This window comes from Asticcacaulis tiandongensis (assembly GCF_006475605.1).
Classification (GTDB): domain Bacteria; phylum Pseudomonadota; class Alphaproteobacteria; order Caulobacterales; family Caulobacteraceae; genus Asticcacaulis; species Asticcacaulis tiandongensis.
This window is the reverse complement of sequence record NZ_ML636837.1, coordinates 657379-672389: the sequence shown is the minus strand read 5'-3', so window position 1 is coordinate 672389 and position 15011 is coordinate 657379. Positions and strand designations below refer to the sequence as shown.

Genomic DNA, 15011 nt, shown 5'->3' with positions numbered 1-15011 from the left:
AACGTCGCTGACGGAGGGGGGGAGCCACATCCATGTCGCTTAACACCCATTTCGCCGCCCCCATCACCACGGCTCTCGGCCGCAAAGGCCTTCTGGTCGCCCTCGTCGCCCTGATCCTTGATCAGGTATCGAAATGGTGGATTTTATACGAACTGAATCTCGCCCTGTTGCAACAGGTCAAGATTTCGCCGTTGTTCTCTTTCACTATGGTGTGGAACAAGGGCGTCAGCTTCGGTCTATTATCGTCCGATGGCTGGGGCCGATGGGTTCTGGTGGTGTTTTCCCTTGGTGTAGCGGTCTTTCTTATCGATTGGTTGCGCAAGGGTACAAAGCCGGTTCTGACCTATGGTCTGGCGCTGGTGGCCGGCGGGGCTATCGGCAATGCCATTGACCGGATCTACTACGGCGCGGTCGTCGATTTTCTGGATTTTTCGGGGCTATATTTCCCGTGGGTCTTTAATATCGCCGATGCCGCCATCAATATCGGGGTCGCCTGCCTGTTTCTGGACGTGTTCCTGCTGAGCCGTTCGGAAACCAAAGACGACACCAAACACAGTTAAGTGCCCCTTGGCAGGGGCAACAAAAGCAAGTAACAGTTTTCGTCCCCTTTTCAGATAAGGGCAACGACAGGAATGCGGAGCAGAATATGAAATCGGTTAGCTTGGTGGCGGGGGTAGCGCTGATGGCTGTTGTGAGCCTGACGGGGTGCAACTCCACGCGCAACGCGCTCGGCATGAACAAGGTGGTCCCTGACGAATTCCGCATCGTCACCAAGGCCCCCCTGACGGTGCCGCCTAACTTCGCCCTGCGCCCACCGGCACCGGGTGAACCCCGTCCGCAGGAACTGCAACCCGACAGCGCGGCTCGTGAAGCCCTGTTTGGTGAACGTCAGGCCGCTACGCGTTCGGACGGCGAAAGACTTCTGGCCGGTAAGGCCGGTGCCGATAAGGCTGACCCGCTGGCCCGCTATGTGGTGGATGATGAATTCGGCGATCTGGCCTATAAGGACGAAAGTTTCGCCAATAAGGTCTTGTTCTGGCGCAAGAACGACCAGCCGAACCCTGACGCAGCCGCCAATACCGCATTGGGTAATGAAACCGCTGCGGTTAATGCTGACGCCGAAGCCGCCCGCATCCGTGGCCTGATCGGCGACAATTCGGTGGTCATCCAGCAGAAGAAGGAAAAAACCTTCAAACTGCCAGGCCTATAGACCTCGCCTTAAAGGCCTTCGCTACGCTCAGTGTACTTTAAGGCGTTACGGGATTTAAATATTAGCTGAAAGGGTCGTCGTAAGACGGCCCTTTTTGTTGGTGGTTACGCGGGACTCACCCGAAAGTTCAAGCTCTTTGGATTTCCATATACTAAGCGCATGGCATGAGAAGAATTCACATCACACCCTCTGAAAACGAATATCTCAGCAACGTGGATTTTCCCTTTACCGAGTACTTCAGGCCGGATGCTTCCTCAGCGTATTTCGTCACCCTATCTGACGAAATGGTTGAGAACTGTAATGACGCTTTTACCAAACAGTTGGCGGCTTCCGGTTTTGATGCAAACTATAATCTGAATGACGAAGGCCGTCTGCTCGAAGGCCTTATCGACAAGTTTGCTACCCACCTCCTTTAGAAATACACCTTTTGTCCATGTCCATTATTGCTCGTCTCCCTCAGGATACTATCAACCGCATCGCCGCCGGTGAGGTCGTTGAGCGCCCCGCCTCGGCCATCAAGGAACTGGTGGAAAACGCCATTGATGCGGGCGCAACGCAAATTGATATCACCGCCGAAAACGGCGGCCTGTCGCGCATCCTCATTGAGGACAACGGTCGCGGCATGGATGAGGTTGACCTGCCGCTGGCCGTCGAACGCCACGCCACTTCGAAACTGAAACCTCAGGCCGACGGCACATGGGATCTTCTGCACATTCAAACCCTCGGCTTTCGTGGCGAGGCATTGCCGTCAATGGGATCAGTGGCGCGCCTTGAGATCACTTCACGCGCCGTCGGTCAGGAAACTGCCTTAGCCATAACAGTCGATGCCGGACGCATAAGCCCTCTGCGTCCCGCCGCCTTCTCACGCCCGCACGGCACACGCGTTGAATTAAAAGACCTGTTCTACGCCACACCGGCACGTCTGAAATTCATGAAGACGGATCGTTCGGAAAACATGGCCATTTCCGAAGAAGTCAAACGTCAGGCCATGGCCCACGAAGACGTCGGCTTTTCCCTCACCCTTGATGGCAAGCGCAGCCTCAGGCTTTACCCCGAATCCAAAGGCTTTGAAGGACGGCTTAAACGTCTGGCGGCGCTTTTGGGTGATGATTTCGGTCATAATGCCCTGCTGATCGACCAGAACCGCGAAAGCGTCACCCTGAGCGGCTATGCGGGCCTGCCGACCTTTTCGCGCGGCAATGCCCAGCACCAGTATCTGTTCGTCAATGGACGTCCGGTGCGCGACAAGTTGTTGCAAGGGGCCTTACGCGGTGCCTATGCCGATTTTCTGGCGCGTGACCGGCATCCGATGGCCGTGCTCTATGTCGATATCGACCCGCAAGACCTTGATGTAAACGTCCATCCGGCCAAGACCGAAGTACGCTTCCGTGACCCCTCACTGGTGCGTGGCCTGATTGTCGGCGCTTTGAAACATGCGCTGGCCGCCGCCGGACACCGCGCCGCGACAACCGTCGCCGATCAGGCCCTGAGCGCCTTTAACCCGCTCACCAGCGGCTACCGCGCGCCGGTTCAGCCGCCGTTGACACTGAATGGCGGATATACGCCCTCGGCCTATAGTTCGGTTGGTTTTGCCCCTCAGGTCTATGCCACACCTGAACAGCCCCACCCCAATTATCAACCTGATTATAACCGTGACATACCCGCCTTCGCGCCCTCTGCCCGCGTCGAAGCCGAACCGTTCGGCCTGTCCGACACGGCCACATCAGGCTTTGCCCCCGCCCCTGAAGCCACGCACTTCCCCTTGGGGGCGGCACGGGCGCAATTACATGAAACCTATATTCTGGCCCAGACGCAGGACGGTCTGGTGATCGTCGATCAGCACGCCGCCCATGAACGCCTAGTCTATGAACAGATGAAGCAGATGATGGCCACCGGCAATGTGGCACGTCAGACCCTGTTGATCCCCGAAGCGGTTGATCTCGATGCCTCGGATACGGCGCGCCTGATCGGTCTTAAGGATGAATTTGAAGCCTATGGCCTGATGATCGAAGCCTTTGGCCCAACAACCGTTCTGGTGCGCGAAGTCCCCGCCCTGATTGGCGATGGCGACGTTGCCGGTCTCATCCGCGATCTTGCCGATGAGATCGCTGAACACGGTCAGGCCCTGGCCTTAAAGGAACGCATGGCCGAGATTTGCGGCAATATGGCGTGTCGTAACTCGGTACGCGCCGGTCGTCGCCTCAATGCCAATGAAATGAATGCCTTGCTGCGTCAGATGGAAGCCACCCCCCATTCCGGTCAGTGCAACCACGGACGCCCGACCTATGTCGAACTTAAGCTGAAAGATATCGAAAAGCTGTTCGGCCGACGCTAAGCCATCTGCACCGCAAGATGGCGGCAAAGCTGACGAAGGGATATCCCGCCCTCTGCCAGCCTTGCAAAAACCTGAAACATTCGAAAAAGACGCGGACTCCCCCTTAGCCCCCAATTGCCCTTCCGCGTCTTTTCCGAACTCCCCCGCCAATGGCGTAACTGTTTGGCACTTAACTCGCCCAACAGGCGAAATTCATACCTATCAGCCATACCATCTGACCGCAGCGGCGCTTTCGCAACTTCGGTCAGAACCCATTTATCAACGCTAACGCAACGTCTGGTCCCTTAAGGCCAGAGCCGATCAGAGTGCCTGTAAACCTGCGATATTGAGTACGATCAGGCTGACACCGACCAATACCCCCCACGCCTGTACACTAAGTCCCGCCAGAAGCAGAAGCTTCAGCCCCTCGGGACGCCCCTTATCGGACTTAACCCTTACGGATTCTGTCGTCATATCTCATCACCCCACCATAACAGTCCCACAAGTTTCCCCTCCCCGCCAAGGGTAAGGATCAGTCAGGCGCTTTATTTACGCCTTGTTAAGGACATAGTGAGGGCATAATAAAAATTCCGTCAAGACGGATTTTCTATTTAAGCGTTAATTTTGCCACATTCGTTTAATAATTTCAAAATTAATTATTAAAATCAGCAGATTATTGATTATGAATTTTTTGCTTAAGAAATAAAATTCGCGCCGCGCCATAGGCCCGACTGTCGATTACCTGCCACAGATGCGTGATATTAATGTACTCATCGGCGGCCACCTCAACAACAATCAGCGCGTCTTCGCTTAACCATTGCCCATTCGCCAGACAGTCCAGCCCCTGCTCGGTCAGCCCCTTATGGTAGGGCGCATCCATAAAGACCAGACCAAAAGCCTCGGCCTGCGACCCCGGCCTTACCCCCAGACGGGTCGCATCACGCCGGTGAATTCGCGTATTGCCGAACAGACCAAAGGCTTCAACATTCTCGCGGATCGCCCCGCGTGCCTCATCATCCGTATCGACAAACAGACAAAAGGACGCCCCCCGCGACAGGGCCTCAAGCCCCAGCGCACCGGAACCGGCGAAGACATCCATGACCCGCACGCCACTAAGATCAGGGGCAAATTCGGCATGTTCAAGAATATTGAACACCGCCTCACGCGCCCGATCAGAGGTCGGACGCGTTGAACGGCCATCGGGCGCGACCAGTGCGCGCCCTTTGAATTTACCGCCGACGATACGCATGATGATTACTCACCCCGTGGCTTACGCGGGCCCCGATCCGGCGCACCGCCACGCTTAAAGTCGCGCTTGGGCCCACCGAAAGACGGCTTGCCGCCGAAACGCGGTTTGTCACCAAAGCTGCGCTCACCGCGAGGGCCGTCTGAACGCGGTTTAAATTCACCGCGTGGTTTGAATTCACCCCGACCAGCACCTTCGGGACGCGGGCTACGGTCACCACCACGATCAAAGCGTGGCTTGTCACCGAAACTGCGTTCACCGCGTGGGCCGTCCGAGCGGGGTTTGAAATCGCCACGTGGCTTGAAATCACCACGGGGTTTGAACTCACCACGATCTTCACCTTCACGGCGTGGACCACGGTCACCACCGCGATCAAAGCGTGGCTTGTCACCGAAACTGCGTTCACCACGGGGGCCGTCCGAGCGGGGTTTAAAGTCGCCACGTGGCTTGAAATCACCACGGGGTTTAAACTCGCCACGATCTTCACCTTCACGGCGTGGACCACGGTCACCACCGCGATCAAAGCGCGGCTTGTCACCAAAGCTGCGTTCACCACGTGGGCCGTCCGAACGGGGGCCATCCGAACGTGGTTTAAAGTCGCCGCGTGGCTTGAAATCGCCACGGGGTTTGAACTCGCTACGATCTTCCGCGTCACGGCGCGGGCCACGATCAAAGCGCGGCTTGTCACCAAAGCTGCGTTCACCACGGGGACCTTCTGAACGCGGTTTGAAATCGCCTCTTGGCTTGAAATCACCGCGCGGCTTGAACTCGCCACGGCTCTCGCCCTCAGCGCGGGGCTTAAACTCACCACGGGGGCGTTCCGGACGCGGCGTCCATTCGCGTTGTTTCGGCTCAGGGCGACGATCACGCGCCTCTCCATCCCCTTCAAAGCGCGGACGCTCATCAAAGTCACGCGGCGTATAGTTACGTTCTTCAGCAAAGCTACGTTCGCCACGCGGCTTGTCGCCATATGCCTTAGCCCCAAACGGCTTCTTGGCGGCAAAGCGGTCGCCACCCCCGCGACGGCCTTCCGCAGCTCCCGCCCCTTCCGGACGGCGCGACTTGAGCGGCCCACGCGTCTGGGTAGCGGTTTCCGGCGGCAGGTTACGCGGATCGATCTTGTCGGCCAGCAGTTCGCGCACGACGCGCGGCCCGACCTCTTCGACGTCGCCGCCATCAAGATCACCCAACTGGAACGGCCCATAGGCCAGACGGATCAGGCGGTTGACCTTAAGCCCCAGCGAATCCAGCACTTTACGCACTTCGCGGTTCTTACCTTCGGTCAGGGATACCGTGATCCACAGATTGGCGCGGCCATCGGCCTTTTCCTGTGCCTTATCAAGCTTCGCCTCGATCGGGCCATAGGTGACGCCTTCGATAGTCACGCCATTTTTCAGCGTATCGAGCTTTTCCTGCGTCGTACGACCAAGCGCACGGGCGCGATAGATGCGCGTCCAGCCGGTCGCTGGCAATTCCAGCGCCCGCGCCAGTTCGCCATCATTGGTCAGAAGCAGCAGGCCTTCGGAATTGAGATCGAGCCGCCCAACCGAGATCACGCGCGGCAGATCCGCAGGCAATGAGGCAAATACCGTGTCGCGGCCCTTCGGGTCGGCATGGGTGGTCATCAGGCCTACCGGCTTGTGATAGCGCCAGACGCGGGTGGGTTCCGCCTTACGGATAGGCTTGCCCTCAACCGTAATGACGTCCTCCGTCGATACCGTCACTGCCGGTGTCTCAAGGATACGACCATTCACGGCGATTTTGCCAAGCCCGATCAGGCGCTCGACTTCTCGGCGTGACGCCAGACCGGCCCGCGCCAGCACCTTGGCGATGCGCTCCTGCGGCAATGGTGGCTTTTTAGGGCCTTTTTTCTTGTCAAAGCCCTTCTTGTCCGTAAACGGTTTGGGCGCCCGGGGCGGCCTGTCCTCAGACGACGCCGTCTGTTCAGTCTGGCTCGGGTTCCAGTTTTGTGTGGCTTCGCCCTCGGCGGGGACGTTATCTTCGTTACGCTCTCCAGCGTTACTTTCAGTGGTCACGGACATGACTTTCTATGTATGTGGCGGCGAGGTGAAACGCCATTTCTACTTGACGCGCAAGGCAAAGGGTCTGTTTAAAAGCGCATGAACACTGACATGGACTTAGATGACGACTCTTTAATGCGCATGGCGCTTGAGGCCGCCCGTGAGGCAGCCCTGGCCAATGAAGTGCCGATAGGCGCTCTAATCTTCGATCCGTCAAGTAAAACTGTTGTTTCAGTTGCTAACAATGCGCCCATATCGCGTCATGACCCGACCGGCCACGCCGAGATACTTGCCTTGCGTATGGCAGCGGAACACTTAAGCAATTACCGCCTGACAGACCTATGGCTCTATGTCACATTGGAACCCTGCGCTATGTGCGCCGGCGCTATTTCCCATGCCCGCATAGGCCGGGTCATCTATGGCGCGTCTGATCCAAAGGGGGGAGCCATAGATCATGGACCAAGATTTTTTGATCAGCCAACCTGTCACTGGCGGCCAAAGGTCACCTCAGGCATTCTTGCGGACGATTGCGGGCAATTGCTGAAAACCTTTTTCAAAGCCCGCCGTCAGAAGACCTGATCACCAGAGATTTTCATGAGCCTTCCCGTTCACATCGACACCATCACCACCCATCTGCAAACCTCTCAGAAAGCTCTGGAACGTCAGGTCGACCGCCTTAGCCAGAACGCCGACGACATTATCACCAACCTGATTGTCGTCGGCCTCATCCTTGCCCTGACCTTTTTTGTCGCCCGCTGGCTGTCCGGCATTGTGCGCCGTTTTGCCCGTCGCCTGAGCCACACCGGCGCTGACCGTACCCTGCCTGAGTTCTTCGCGCAGCTGGTGAACTGGCTGATCTGGATTATAGGGGCTGTTGCGGTCCTGCAAAGGTTTGGCGTTTCGACAACCTCAATTGTCGCGGTACTGGGGGCCATGTCTCTGGCCATTGGTCTGGCGCTTCAGGGCACCTTGTCTAATGTTGCCACCGGCATTTTACTGCTGGCGCAAAAGCCCTATCGCATAGGGGATATTGTCACCATCGGTGACACCACCGGCATCATCCATCGGCTTGGTCTGTTCTCAACTGAAATCACCAATGGTGACAACCATCGGATCTATGTGCCCAATGCCAAGATATTCTCTGACCGCATCGTCAATATCAGCCACAATGGCACCCGCCGCATCGAACTGCTGCTCGATGTCGATTATGACACAGACATTGACGCCGCCATGGAACTGGTGCGGGTTCTCGCCCGCTCCCATCCGTTAGTCCTGCCCAACCCCGAAGTCTGGGTAGGCCTTGAGGCGTTCAAAGATTCTTCGGTAGTCATAAAACTGCTGGCTCATACAAGAGTTGACACCTACGGTCAGGCGCGCGCCGATCTGTTGCTGGATATCAAAAAGGCCTTTGATGCCCACAACATTTCCATCCCCTACCCGCATCAGGTCACGATGGAAAAACATCCGGTTTTGCCACAAACCACGGTGTCGGAAACGGCTTAGAATACCTCAGCCTCTTTTTGGCTGTGGTTGATCTGGTCACGATAAAAACCGCTTTTTTCATTATTCCCCCCAATAGTATTTAAATCAGACCAGCCCCGTCTGTCCGATCTTGTAAAAACGCTCAGCCCGCTGGGCCACAAGCTGTTCCGGCGACAGGTAACTTAAGGCCTGAAGCTCGGCTTCGATGGCATCCCCTACGGCTTTAATGGCCGCGTCCTTATCCGAATGCGCCCCGCCCGCAGGCTCAGGGATAATGCGGTCGACAATACCGACCTTAAGAAGGTCAGGCGCGGTGATCTTCATCTGATCCGCCGCTTCCTTGGCGCGCGAACCGTCGCGCCACAGGATCGATGCCGCGCCTTCGGGCGAAATCACCGAATAGATCGAATGTTCAAGGATCAGCACACGATTAGCAGCCGCCAGCGCAATAGCCCCGCCCGATCCGCCTTCGCCGGTCACCACCGCTACGGACGGTGATTTCAGCGTCAGACCGCGCTCAGTCGAACGCGCAATGGCCTCGGCCTGACCGCGTTCCTCGGCCCCGATACCGGGATAGGCCCCCGCCGTATCGACAATCGTCACCACCGGCAGGCCATATTGCTCGGCCATATCCATCAGGCGCACCGCCTTGCGATAGCCTTCAGGCCGCGCCATACCAAAATTGTGCCGCAGACGCGTATTGGTATCATAGCCCTTTTCATGGCCCATGATCACTACCGACTGACCGCGAAAACGCCCCAGACCGCCGACAATCGCCTGATCGTCACCGAATTTGCGATCACCGCGCAGTTCAACAAAATCCTCAATCAGCCCCTCAAGGTAATCGACCAGATGCGGACGCTCAGGGTGACGCGCCACCAGCGTCTTCTGCCAGGGCTCAAGACCATTATAGGTCTCGCGGATCAGCACCTGAGTACGCTCACGCAAGCCCCTGATTTCGGCATCCAGATTGGTGCCGCCCGACTGAGACAGGGCAGACAGTTCCTCGATCTTGGCTTCAAGATCAGCAATCGGACGTTCAAATTCGAGATAATGACGCATGGGTGAGGTCTTACAATATCCGTGTCGATTAGGATCAACGGACAGGCTTTAAAGTAAACCGCCCGCCGCGCAAAGACATTTTTACGACGGCACTTTACGCCGTGACAAGGGATGATGCGCCTCAACCACAGCCCTCAGGCGCTCACCGGCCACGTGGGTATAGACCTGAGTGGTGGAAATATCGGCATGACCCAAAAGCGTCTGCACCACCCGTAAATCCGCCCCACCCTCAAGCAGATGAGTGGCAAAAGCATGGCGCAGCACGTGCGGCGACACCCGTGCCGGATCGATACCGGCCTCAATCGCCGCCTCATCGAGCAACTGCCCGACGCGGCGACGCGTCAGATAGCCATCCGCCCCGCGTGAGGCAAACAGATAAGGGTTGGCCTTGTCCCTGGCCCCCAGAAACAGGGGCCGGATATCGAGATAGTCTTTAATCGCCGCGCGCGCCGACGGATTAAGCGGCACCAGCCGCTCCACCCCGCCCTTACCTCTGATAATCAGAAAGGCCGGGTCTTTCTGCACACTATCGAGCCTGAGCGAGACAATCTCCGATATGCGCATCCCCGACGCATAGGCGATCTCAATCAGGCACTGCAAACGTATCGCCTGATGTGCATCCTTGGCTTCCGCCGCCACAATCAGGGCATCGACCTCCTGCCGCGACAATATCTTCGGCAGGGTTTTGGCCATTTTTGCTGCCGGTATCTTACGGCTGGGATCGACCTCTAGCCCCCCCTCAAGCACACAGAACCGATAAAACTGCCGCACCGCCGACCGCTTGCGCTGCAAAGTGCTTGAGGCCATGCCGCGTTCACTCAGATTCTCGAAAAAAGCCGCTATATCGGCCTCATTCAGCCCCATAAGCGGCCGACCGGCAAACACCTGCAAATCCTGCAAATCTTGCCCGTAGGCCTCAAGGGTGCGTTTCGAGGCGTTACGCTCGACACTCAGCATCTGCAAAAAAGAGTTCAACGGGTCACGGGTCTTCATGCATTCAGTCTGGCTAAAACCCCTAAACATCGTGTAAAGCACATGACATGATCCAGATTTTTGCATGTGTGGCCTGAAGATCGCGCCATGTCTGAAACCCTGAACGAACACCTGCCTGATGTTTCAGGCCTTACCCTCGACCGGCCGATTGCTCTGGTCGGGCTTATGGGCGTGGGTAAAACGACCATCGGCAAACGGCTGTCAGAGCTGCTGCACGTGCCTTTCCGCGATGCCGATGAAGAAATCGAGCGCTCTGCCGGTCAAAGCATAACCGATATCTTTGCCCATTACGGCGAAGCCGGTTTCCGCGACGGCGAGCAGAAGGTCATTGCCCGCCTGCTCGACGAAGGCCCGCATATTCTCGCCACTGGCGGCGGGGCCTTTGTCCAGCCCGGCACGCGTGAGATCATTAAGCAAAAAGCCATCACCATCTGGCTGAAAACGGACCTCAGGGTTCTGGCGCGACGCGTAGCTAACCGCTCACACCGCCCGCTCCTGCACAATCGCAACCCGATGGACGTGCTGCGTGAGCATGAGAAAAACCGCTATCCCTTCTATGCGCTGGCCGACCTGACGGTAGATACCGGTGATGTCAGCCATGCCAAAAGCGTCGAACGCGTTATTGAGGCCCTGAAAGCCCATCTAGGAACAAAATGACTGCTATTCCCGTATCCGGCGGCGATTTCCGCCCCTATCAGGTCGATGTCGATACCGGCCTGACGACAGACATCGTTAGCCGTATTTCGCCCTTCCTTAAAAGCGGGCGTACCCTGATCGTCACCGATACGACCATCGCCCCGCTGCATGGCGAACGTCTGGCGGCAGCTTTTGAACAGGCGGGCATCAGCGCGCCTTTGTTGCGTGTCCCTGCCGGAGAAGCCTCCAAATCATGGGAAGGGCTTGAACTGGTCACCGACGCCTTTGTTGATGCGGGCCTTGACCGCAAGGACGTGATCATCGCCCTCGGTGGCGGCGTTATCGGCGACCTGACAGGCTTTGCCGCCGCCATCTATATGCGCGGCATCGACTTCATCCAGATCCCGACCACGCTTCTGGCGCAGGTCGATTCCAGCGTCGGCGGCAAAACCGCCATCGACCACCCCAAGGGCAAGAACCTTATCGGCGCCTTCCATCAGCCGCGTCTGGTGCTCTGCGATCTTGATCTGCTGAAAACCCTGCCAGCGCGTGAAATCCGCTGCGGCTACGCTGAAGTTATCAAATACGGCCTCTTGGGCGACAAGACCTTCTTCGACTGGCTTGAAGCCAATGATCAGGCGGTTCTGGCGCTCGAACCCGAAGCCATCCGCCATGCGGTCGCTCGCTCGGTGGAAATGAAAGCCGAGATCGTCGCCGCCGATGAACGCGAAGGCGGCCAGCGCGCCCTTCTCAATCTCGGCCATACCTTCGGTCATGCCCTTGAGGCCGAACTGGGCTTTGGCGATGCGCTTTTGCATGGCGAAGCCGTAGCCATCGGCATGGCTATGGCCTTCCGCTATTCCGCCCGCGAAGGCCTGTGTCCTCAGGCCGATGCCGACCGCGCTATTGCCGCTATCGCCCATTCCGGCCTGCCCACCCATATGAACCAGATCCGAAACGCAGCCTTCGGGGCCGACGTGCTGGTCAAACATATGGGCCACGACAAAAAGGCCGAAGGCGGCAAGCTGGTGTTTGTGCTGGTGCGCAGCATCGGTGATGCGTTTGTCGCCAAAGACGTCTCCCCCGCCTCGATCCGCGACTTCCTGATCTCCGAAGGCGCACACTAAACGTCTCCATCATACTCCCCCATCTTTGATGGGGGAGATGCCAAGCGCAGCGAGGCAGAGGGGGTATCTTACTGATGTGTCCGCCCCCTACCTAACCCTTATAGAAAATAAAGGCCGCGCCCGTAGCGATGAAGCAGAAGCCGACAATGTGCGTCCAGCGGATAGCCTCCCCCAGATACAGCGCGGAAAAGCCCACGAAGATCGTCAGGGTAATAACCTCCTGAATGGTCTTGAGCTGGGCGGCGCTGAAGGTGCCATAACCGATACGATTGGCAGGCACCATCAGGCAATATTCAAAAAACGCCACGCCCCAGCTGATCAGTATAACGACCCAGAGCTTTTGTGACTTGTCCTTCAGATGCCCATACCAGGCATAGGTCATGAACAGGTTTGAACCGATCAGCAAAAGGACGGTGGTCAGGCCGGGATGCAAGGCGGGCATGAGTGCCTATAAGAAAAAGAGATCAGGCTTTCAGGCTGTCGAGAAATTCCCGCACGCGGGCCTCAAGCGCCTCGGCCAGCAGACGGCCAGTAGGATTATTTTCCTCACGAATACCGCCCCGCACTGCCGCCCGAATGGCGTCAATATGGGCATCAATCAGCAGGCGCGGCGCTTTCATGCGCACTTCGGGATCATCAAACATCTTGCAGGCCGAACCGGCCAGCCGCGTGACAATCGGATAGCCATAGGTCGTCCCCAACCCTTTAAGGTCATGGCAACGGAAATACAGCGCCTCGGCGGTTTCGGTCGTATAGCCCTCGTTGCGGATACGCGTCTGGGCGGCTTCAAGCTTTTCCACCTCGTCGCTCAGCCAGTCGCCGAAATTCTCCGAAAGCGACGACAGGGCGGCTTCGGCTTTTTCCACCAGATTCGGATCAATCGCCGCAAGCTTGCCGCCCACCTTGGCGCGCAAGGTATTAGGCACTTGAATAATCTCGGCTTTTTCCGACATGAGGCTCGATCTTTCACGCAAAAAAGAAGTGTAACACCCACACCATAGACGCCAGCGGCTTAAGAACCCCTAAATAAGGACAAAATTTCCTTAACCGTTTTACGAGGCGAATTGCTCGGCCATGACCCGTTCGTCATAGCCATGACCGGCATCGAACAGCAAGGTGGCGTGAACGTCCGGCGCTTCCTCGATTTCCACTTCGCAGATATGACGCACTTCGAAACTGTCAGCCGAGGCACTGACCGGTCGCAAGGTGGCTTCACGCACCTCAAAACGCACCTTGGCGGTATGCGGCAATATGGCCCCGCGCCAGCGTCTTGGGCGAAAGGCACTGATCGGCGTCAAAGCCAATGCCCGCGCCGTCAGGGGCACAATCGGGCCATGCGCCGACAGATTATAGGCCGTCGATCCGGCAGGCGTCGCCAGCAGGATACCGTCACAAATCAGCTCCTCCAGCCGCACCTTGTCATCGATGATAATGCGCAGCTTTGAACTCTGATGCGTCTGACGCAACAAAGACACCTCATTGAAGGCCAGCCCCTCGTGCACGTCACCTGAGGTGGTCACCGCCCGCATCCTGAGCGGATTAATTCGCGTGCGTTCGGCGTTTTCGATGCGTTCAATCAGCCCGTCTTCCGAAAACTCATTGAGCAGAAAACCCACCGAGCCGCGGTTCATGCCAAAAATCGGCACGCCCTGACGGAAATAGTTATGCACGGTTTCCAAAAGCCAGCCATCGCCGCCCAGAGCAATCACGACATCAGGCGTTTCGGACTGACCGTACCGCGCCTTAAGCCGTTCGCAGGCACTGATGGCGTCAGGGCGTTCACTGGCGGTAAAAGCAAGTTTCAAAGCGGCAACCCTAAGTACGTCTGGAACATGTTGCCGTCTTAGCCCATTACGCCGTGTAAATCTGCAAAAATCATGAGACCTTAAGCGCCTTAAGGCGTTTCAGCGCCTCATCCTCAGATATCTGCAATAAGGGCGTGAGCAATCGCCTTTGTGCAGGCGTCGCTTTGGGCTGTCCGTCATTCAGCCCCTGTAACCGCTCAAACAATGACGAAAAGGCCGCCGGATCAACCCCCAGCGCCCTTAACAATAGGGCAACCGCCGCCGCAGAGCGCAGCGCCTTGTCAATCACGGCAACCGGCTGATTAAGCTGACGGGCCATGGCCGTACGGCACCCCTCAAGGTCGCCATGCTGTAAACGATTAAGCCAGCTCCCCTTGGCAGCGGCAAACCGGGGCGCCGCCGGTATCACCTGCCCGCCGGACGGCGCAATGCGCTTCAAAAGCTGAGTCTTAAGCACAGGGCCGACAAACCCCAGCAACCGCTCAGCCTGAACGGCGCTTAAGGCCGGATGACGCACCAGTGCCCCCCGCAAACTGAGATGGTTGCGCGCCCGCTCGACAAGGACGTCCATATGCTCATTCAACCACAAAATATGCGGATTGTTAAGCAGGGCCAGCCACAGGGCAGGCTGATCACGCCTTATCAAGGCCGTTAGCAGATCAGGCCCTAAATCCGTCCGGGCGCCAATACTTAAGGCATGGCCTTCCTCACCGGCCTGCACAATTTTCCACAGCCAGCCCTGATCAAGCACCGGCGAATGACGCAGCAACGGCGCACAAAGACTGGCAGGCAGAGCACACAAGGCGGCAATCAGTTCCGCATGAGGCCAGTCGGCATGGGTCAGGGACGCGATATGGCTCACCTGCTCGGCAGGCGGCGCTTTCAGGATCAACTCCGCCACCTGACGCGACATATGAGTCAGATCGACCGGCTTTCCGCTGGCCGATTTATAGGAAGCAATCTGCAAAAGCCGCAGCAACGCCCTGACGGGTGTCTCCTGACGCGCACCCGCAACTACAGGCCTGACAGGCACGGCGGCAGAACTGACTTTCATGGGCGCGGCAGAGGTCAAGGGCAGTTCCCGTATGCGATACCCGAAGACTATCGGCTGATTC

General features: G+C 57.5%; 17 protein-coding genes. 8 read left to right on the top strand and 9 right to left on the bottom strand.

The window, feature by feature from the left end; translation table 11 throughout:
• Window positions 1-32: 32 nt before the first annotated feature.
• The 4 genes from lspA to mutL all read left to right on the top strand — a co-directional run bounded on the left by lspA (window position 33) and on the right by mutL (window position 3545).
• A complete protein-coding gene (gene lspA / locus E5201_RS03045) occupies window positions 33-560 on the top strand; it encodes a signal peptidase II (RefSeq protein WP_140984519.1) in 528 nt (175 codons plus the stop codon).
• 86 nt (window positions 561-646) lie between these two features.
• A complete protein-coding gene (locus E5201_RS03040; RefSeq protein ID WP_140984518.1) occupies window positions 647-1210 on the top strand; it encodes a DUF3035 domain-containing protein in 564 nt (187 codons plus the stop codon).
• 164 nt (window positions 1211-1374) lie between these two features.
• Window positions 1375-1626 (top strand): hypothetical protein, encoded by a 252-nt coding sequence (locus E5201_RS03035; protein WP_140984517.1) that lies wholly within the window; start codon window positions 1375-1377, stop codon window positions 1624-1626.
• Between the two features lie 17 nt (window positions 1627-1643).
• Window positions 1644-3545 carry a DNA mismatch repair endonuclease MutL gene (gene mutL / locus E5201_RS03030; RefSeq protein WP_140984516.1) on the top strand — a complete coding sequence of 634 codons (1902 nt, stop codon included), beginning with the start codon at window positions 1644-1646 and terminating at the stop codon, window positions 3543-3545.
• Window positions 3546-3845: 300 nt separating this feature from the next.
• Here the strand turns inward: mutL and E5201_RS14745 are convergent, their stop codons facing one another.
• The 3 genes from E5201_RS14745 to E5201_RS15065 all read right to left on the bottom strand — a co-directional run bounded on the left by E5201_RS14745 (window position 3846) and on the right by E5201_RS15065 (window position 6812).
• The gene (locus E5201_RS14745) at window positions 3846-3998 is read right to left on the bottom strand and encodes a hypothetical protein (protein ID WP_181404510.1); all 153 of its coding nucleotides are present in this window, start codon (window positions 3996-3998) and stop codon (window positions 3846-3848) included.
• A gap of 199 nt (window positions 3999-4197) precedes the next feature.
• On the bottom strand, window positions 4198-4773 hold the full coding sequence (rsmD, locus tag E5201_RS03025; RefSeq protein ID WP_140984515.1) for a 16S rRNA (guanine(966)-N(2))-methyltransferase RsmD: 576 nt from the start codon (window positions 4771-4773) through the stop codon (window positions 4198-4200).
• Between the two features lie 5 nt (window positions 4774-4778).
• Complete coding sequence (locus E5201_RS15065; protein WP_140984514.1) at window positions 4779-6812, bottom strand: pseudouridine synthase; 2034 nt, start codon at window positions 6810-6812, stop codon at window positions 4779-4781.
• Window positions 6813-6902: 90 nt separating this feature from the next.
• Here E5201_RS15065 and tadA point away from each other — a divergent pair, with 90 nt between their 5' ends.
• Window positions 6903-7370 (top strand): tRNA adenosine(34) deaminase TadA, encoded by a 468-nt coding sequence (gene tadA, locus E5201_RS03015; RefSeq protein ID WP_246050362.1) that lies wholly within the window; start codon window positions 6903-6905, stop codon window positions 7368-7370.
• Between the two features lie 15 nt (window positions 7371-7385).
• The gene (locus tag E5201_RS03010) at window positions 7386-8294 is read left to right on the top strand and encodes a mechanosensitive ion channel family protein (RefSeq protein WP_140984512.1); all 909 of its coding nucleotides are present in this window, start codon (window positions 7386-7388) and stop codon (window positions 8292-8294) included.
• An 84-nt stretch (window positions 8295-8378) separates the two neighbouring features.
• Here E5201_RS03010 and E5201_RS03005 read toward each other — a convergent pair whose 3' ends face one another.
• Both E5201_RS03005 and E5201_RS03000 read right to left on the bottom strand, forming a co-directional pair.
• Window positions 8379-9335, bottom strand: coding sequence for an acetyl-CoA carboxylase carboxyltransferase subunit alpha (locus tag E5201_RS03005; protein ID WP_140984511.1), 957 nt, complete (start codon window positions 9333-9335; stop codon window positions 8379-8381).
• Between the two features lie 81 nt (window positions 9336-9416).
• Window positions 9417-10328 (bottom strand): tyrosine recombinase, encoded by a 912-nt coding sequence (locus E5201_RS03000; protein ID WP_140984510.1) that lies wholly within the window; start codon window positions 10326-10328, stop codon window positions 9417-9419.
• 87 nt (window positions 10329-10415) lie between these two features.
• Here E5201_RS03000 and E5201_RS02995 point away from each other — a divergent pair, with 87 nt between their 5' ends.
• The gene (locus tag E5201_RS02995; RefSeq protein WP_140984509.1) at window positions 10416-10985 is read left to right on the top strand and encodes a shikimate kinase; all 570 of its coding nucleotides are present in this window, start codon (window positions 10416-10418) and stop codon (window positions 10983-10985) included.
• On the top strand, window positions 10982-12091 hold the full coding sequence (gene aroB / locus E5201_RS02990) for a 3-dehydroquinate synthase (protein ID WP_140984508.1): 1110 nt from the start codon (window positions 10982-10984) through the stop codon (window positions 12089-12091). Before E5201_RS02995 ends, aroB begins: the two co-directional genes overlap by 4 nt.
• Window positions 12092-12182: 91 nt before the next feature.
• Here the strand turns inward: aroB and E5201_RS02985 are convergent, their stop codons facing one another.
• From E5201_RS02985 to E5201_RS02970, 4 genes are all read right to left on the bottom strand, one after another.
• Window positions 12183-12533: a DMT family protein gene (locus E5201_RS02985; RefSeq protein WP_140984507.1), complete on the bottom strand. Its 351-nt coding sequence runs from the start codon at window positions 12531-12533 to the stop codon at window positions 12183-12185.
• 22 nt (window positions 12534-12555) lie between these two features.
• Window positions 12556-13044 (bottom strand): Hpt domain-containing protein, encoded by a 489-nt coding sequence (locus E5201_RS02980; protein ID WP_140984506.1) that lies wholly within the window; start codon window positions 13042-13044, stop codon window positions 12556-12558.
• A 99-nt stretch (window positions 13045-13143) separates the two neighbouring features.
• Window positions 13144-13896, bottom strand: coding sequence for an NAD kinase (locus E5201_RS02975; protein ID WP_140984505.1), 753 nt, complete (start codon window positions 13894-13896; stop codon window positions 13144-13146).
• Window positions 13897-13966: 70 nt separating this feature from the next.
• Complete coding sequence (locus E5201_RS02970) at window positions 13967-14968, bottom strand: DUF2336 domain-containing protein (RefSeq protein WP_140984504.1); 1002 nt, start codon at window positions 14966-14968, stop codon at window positions 13967-13969.
• Window positions 14969-15011: the final 43 nt, after the last annotated feature.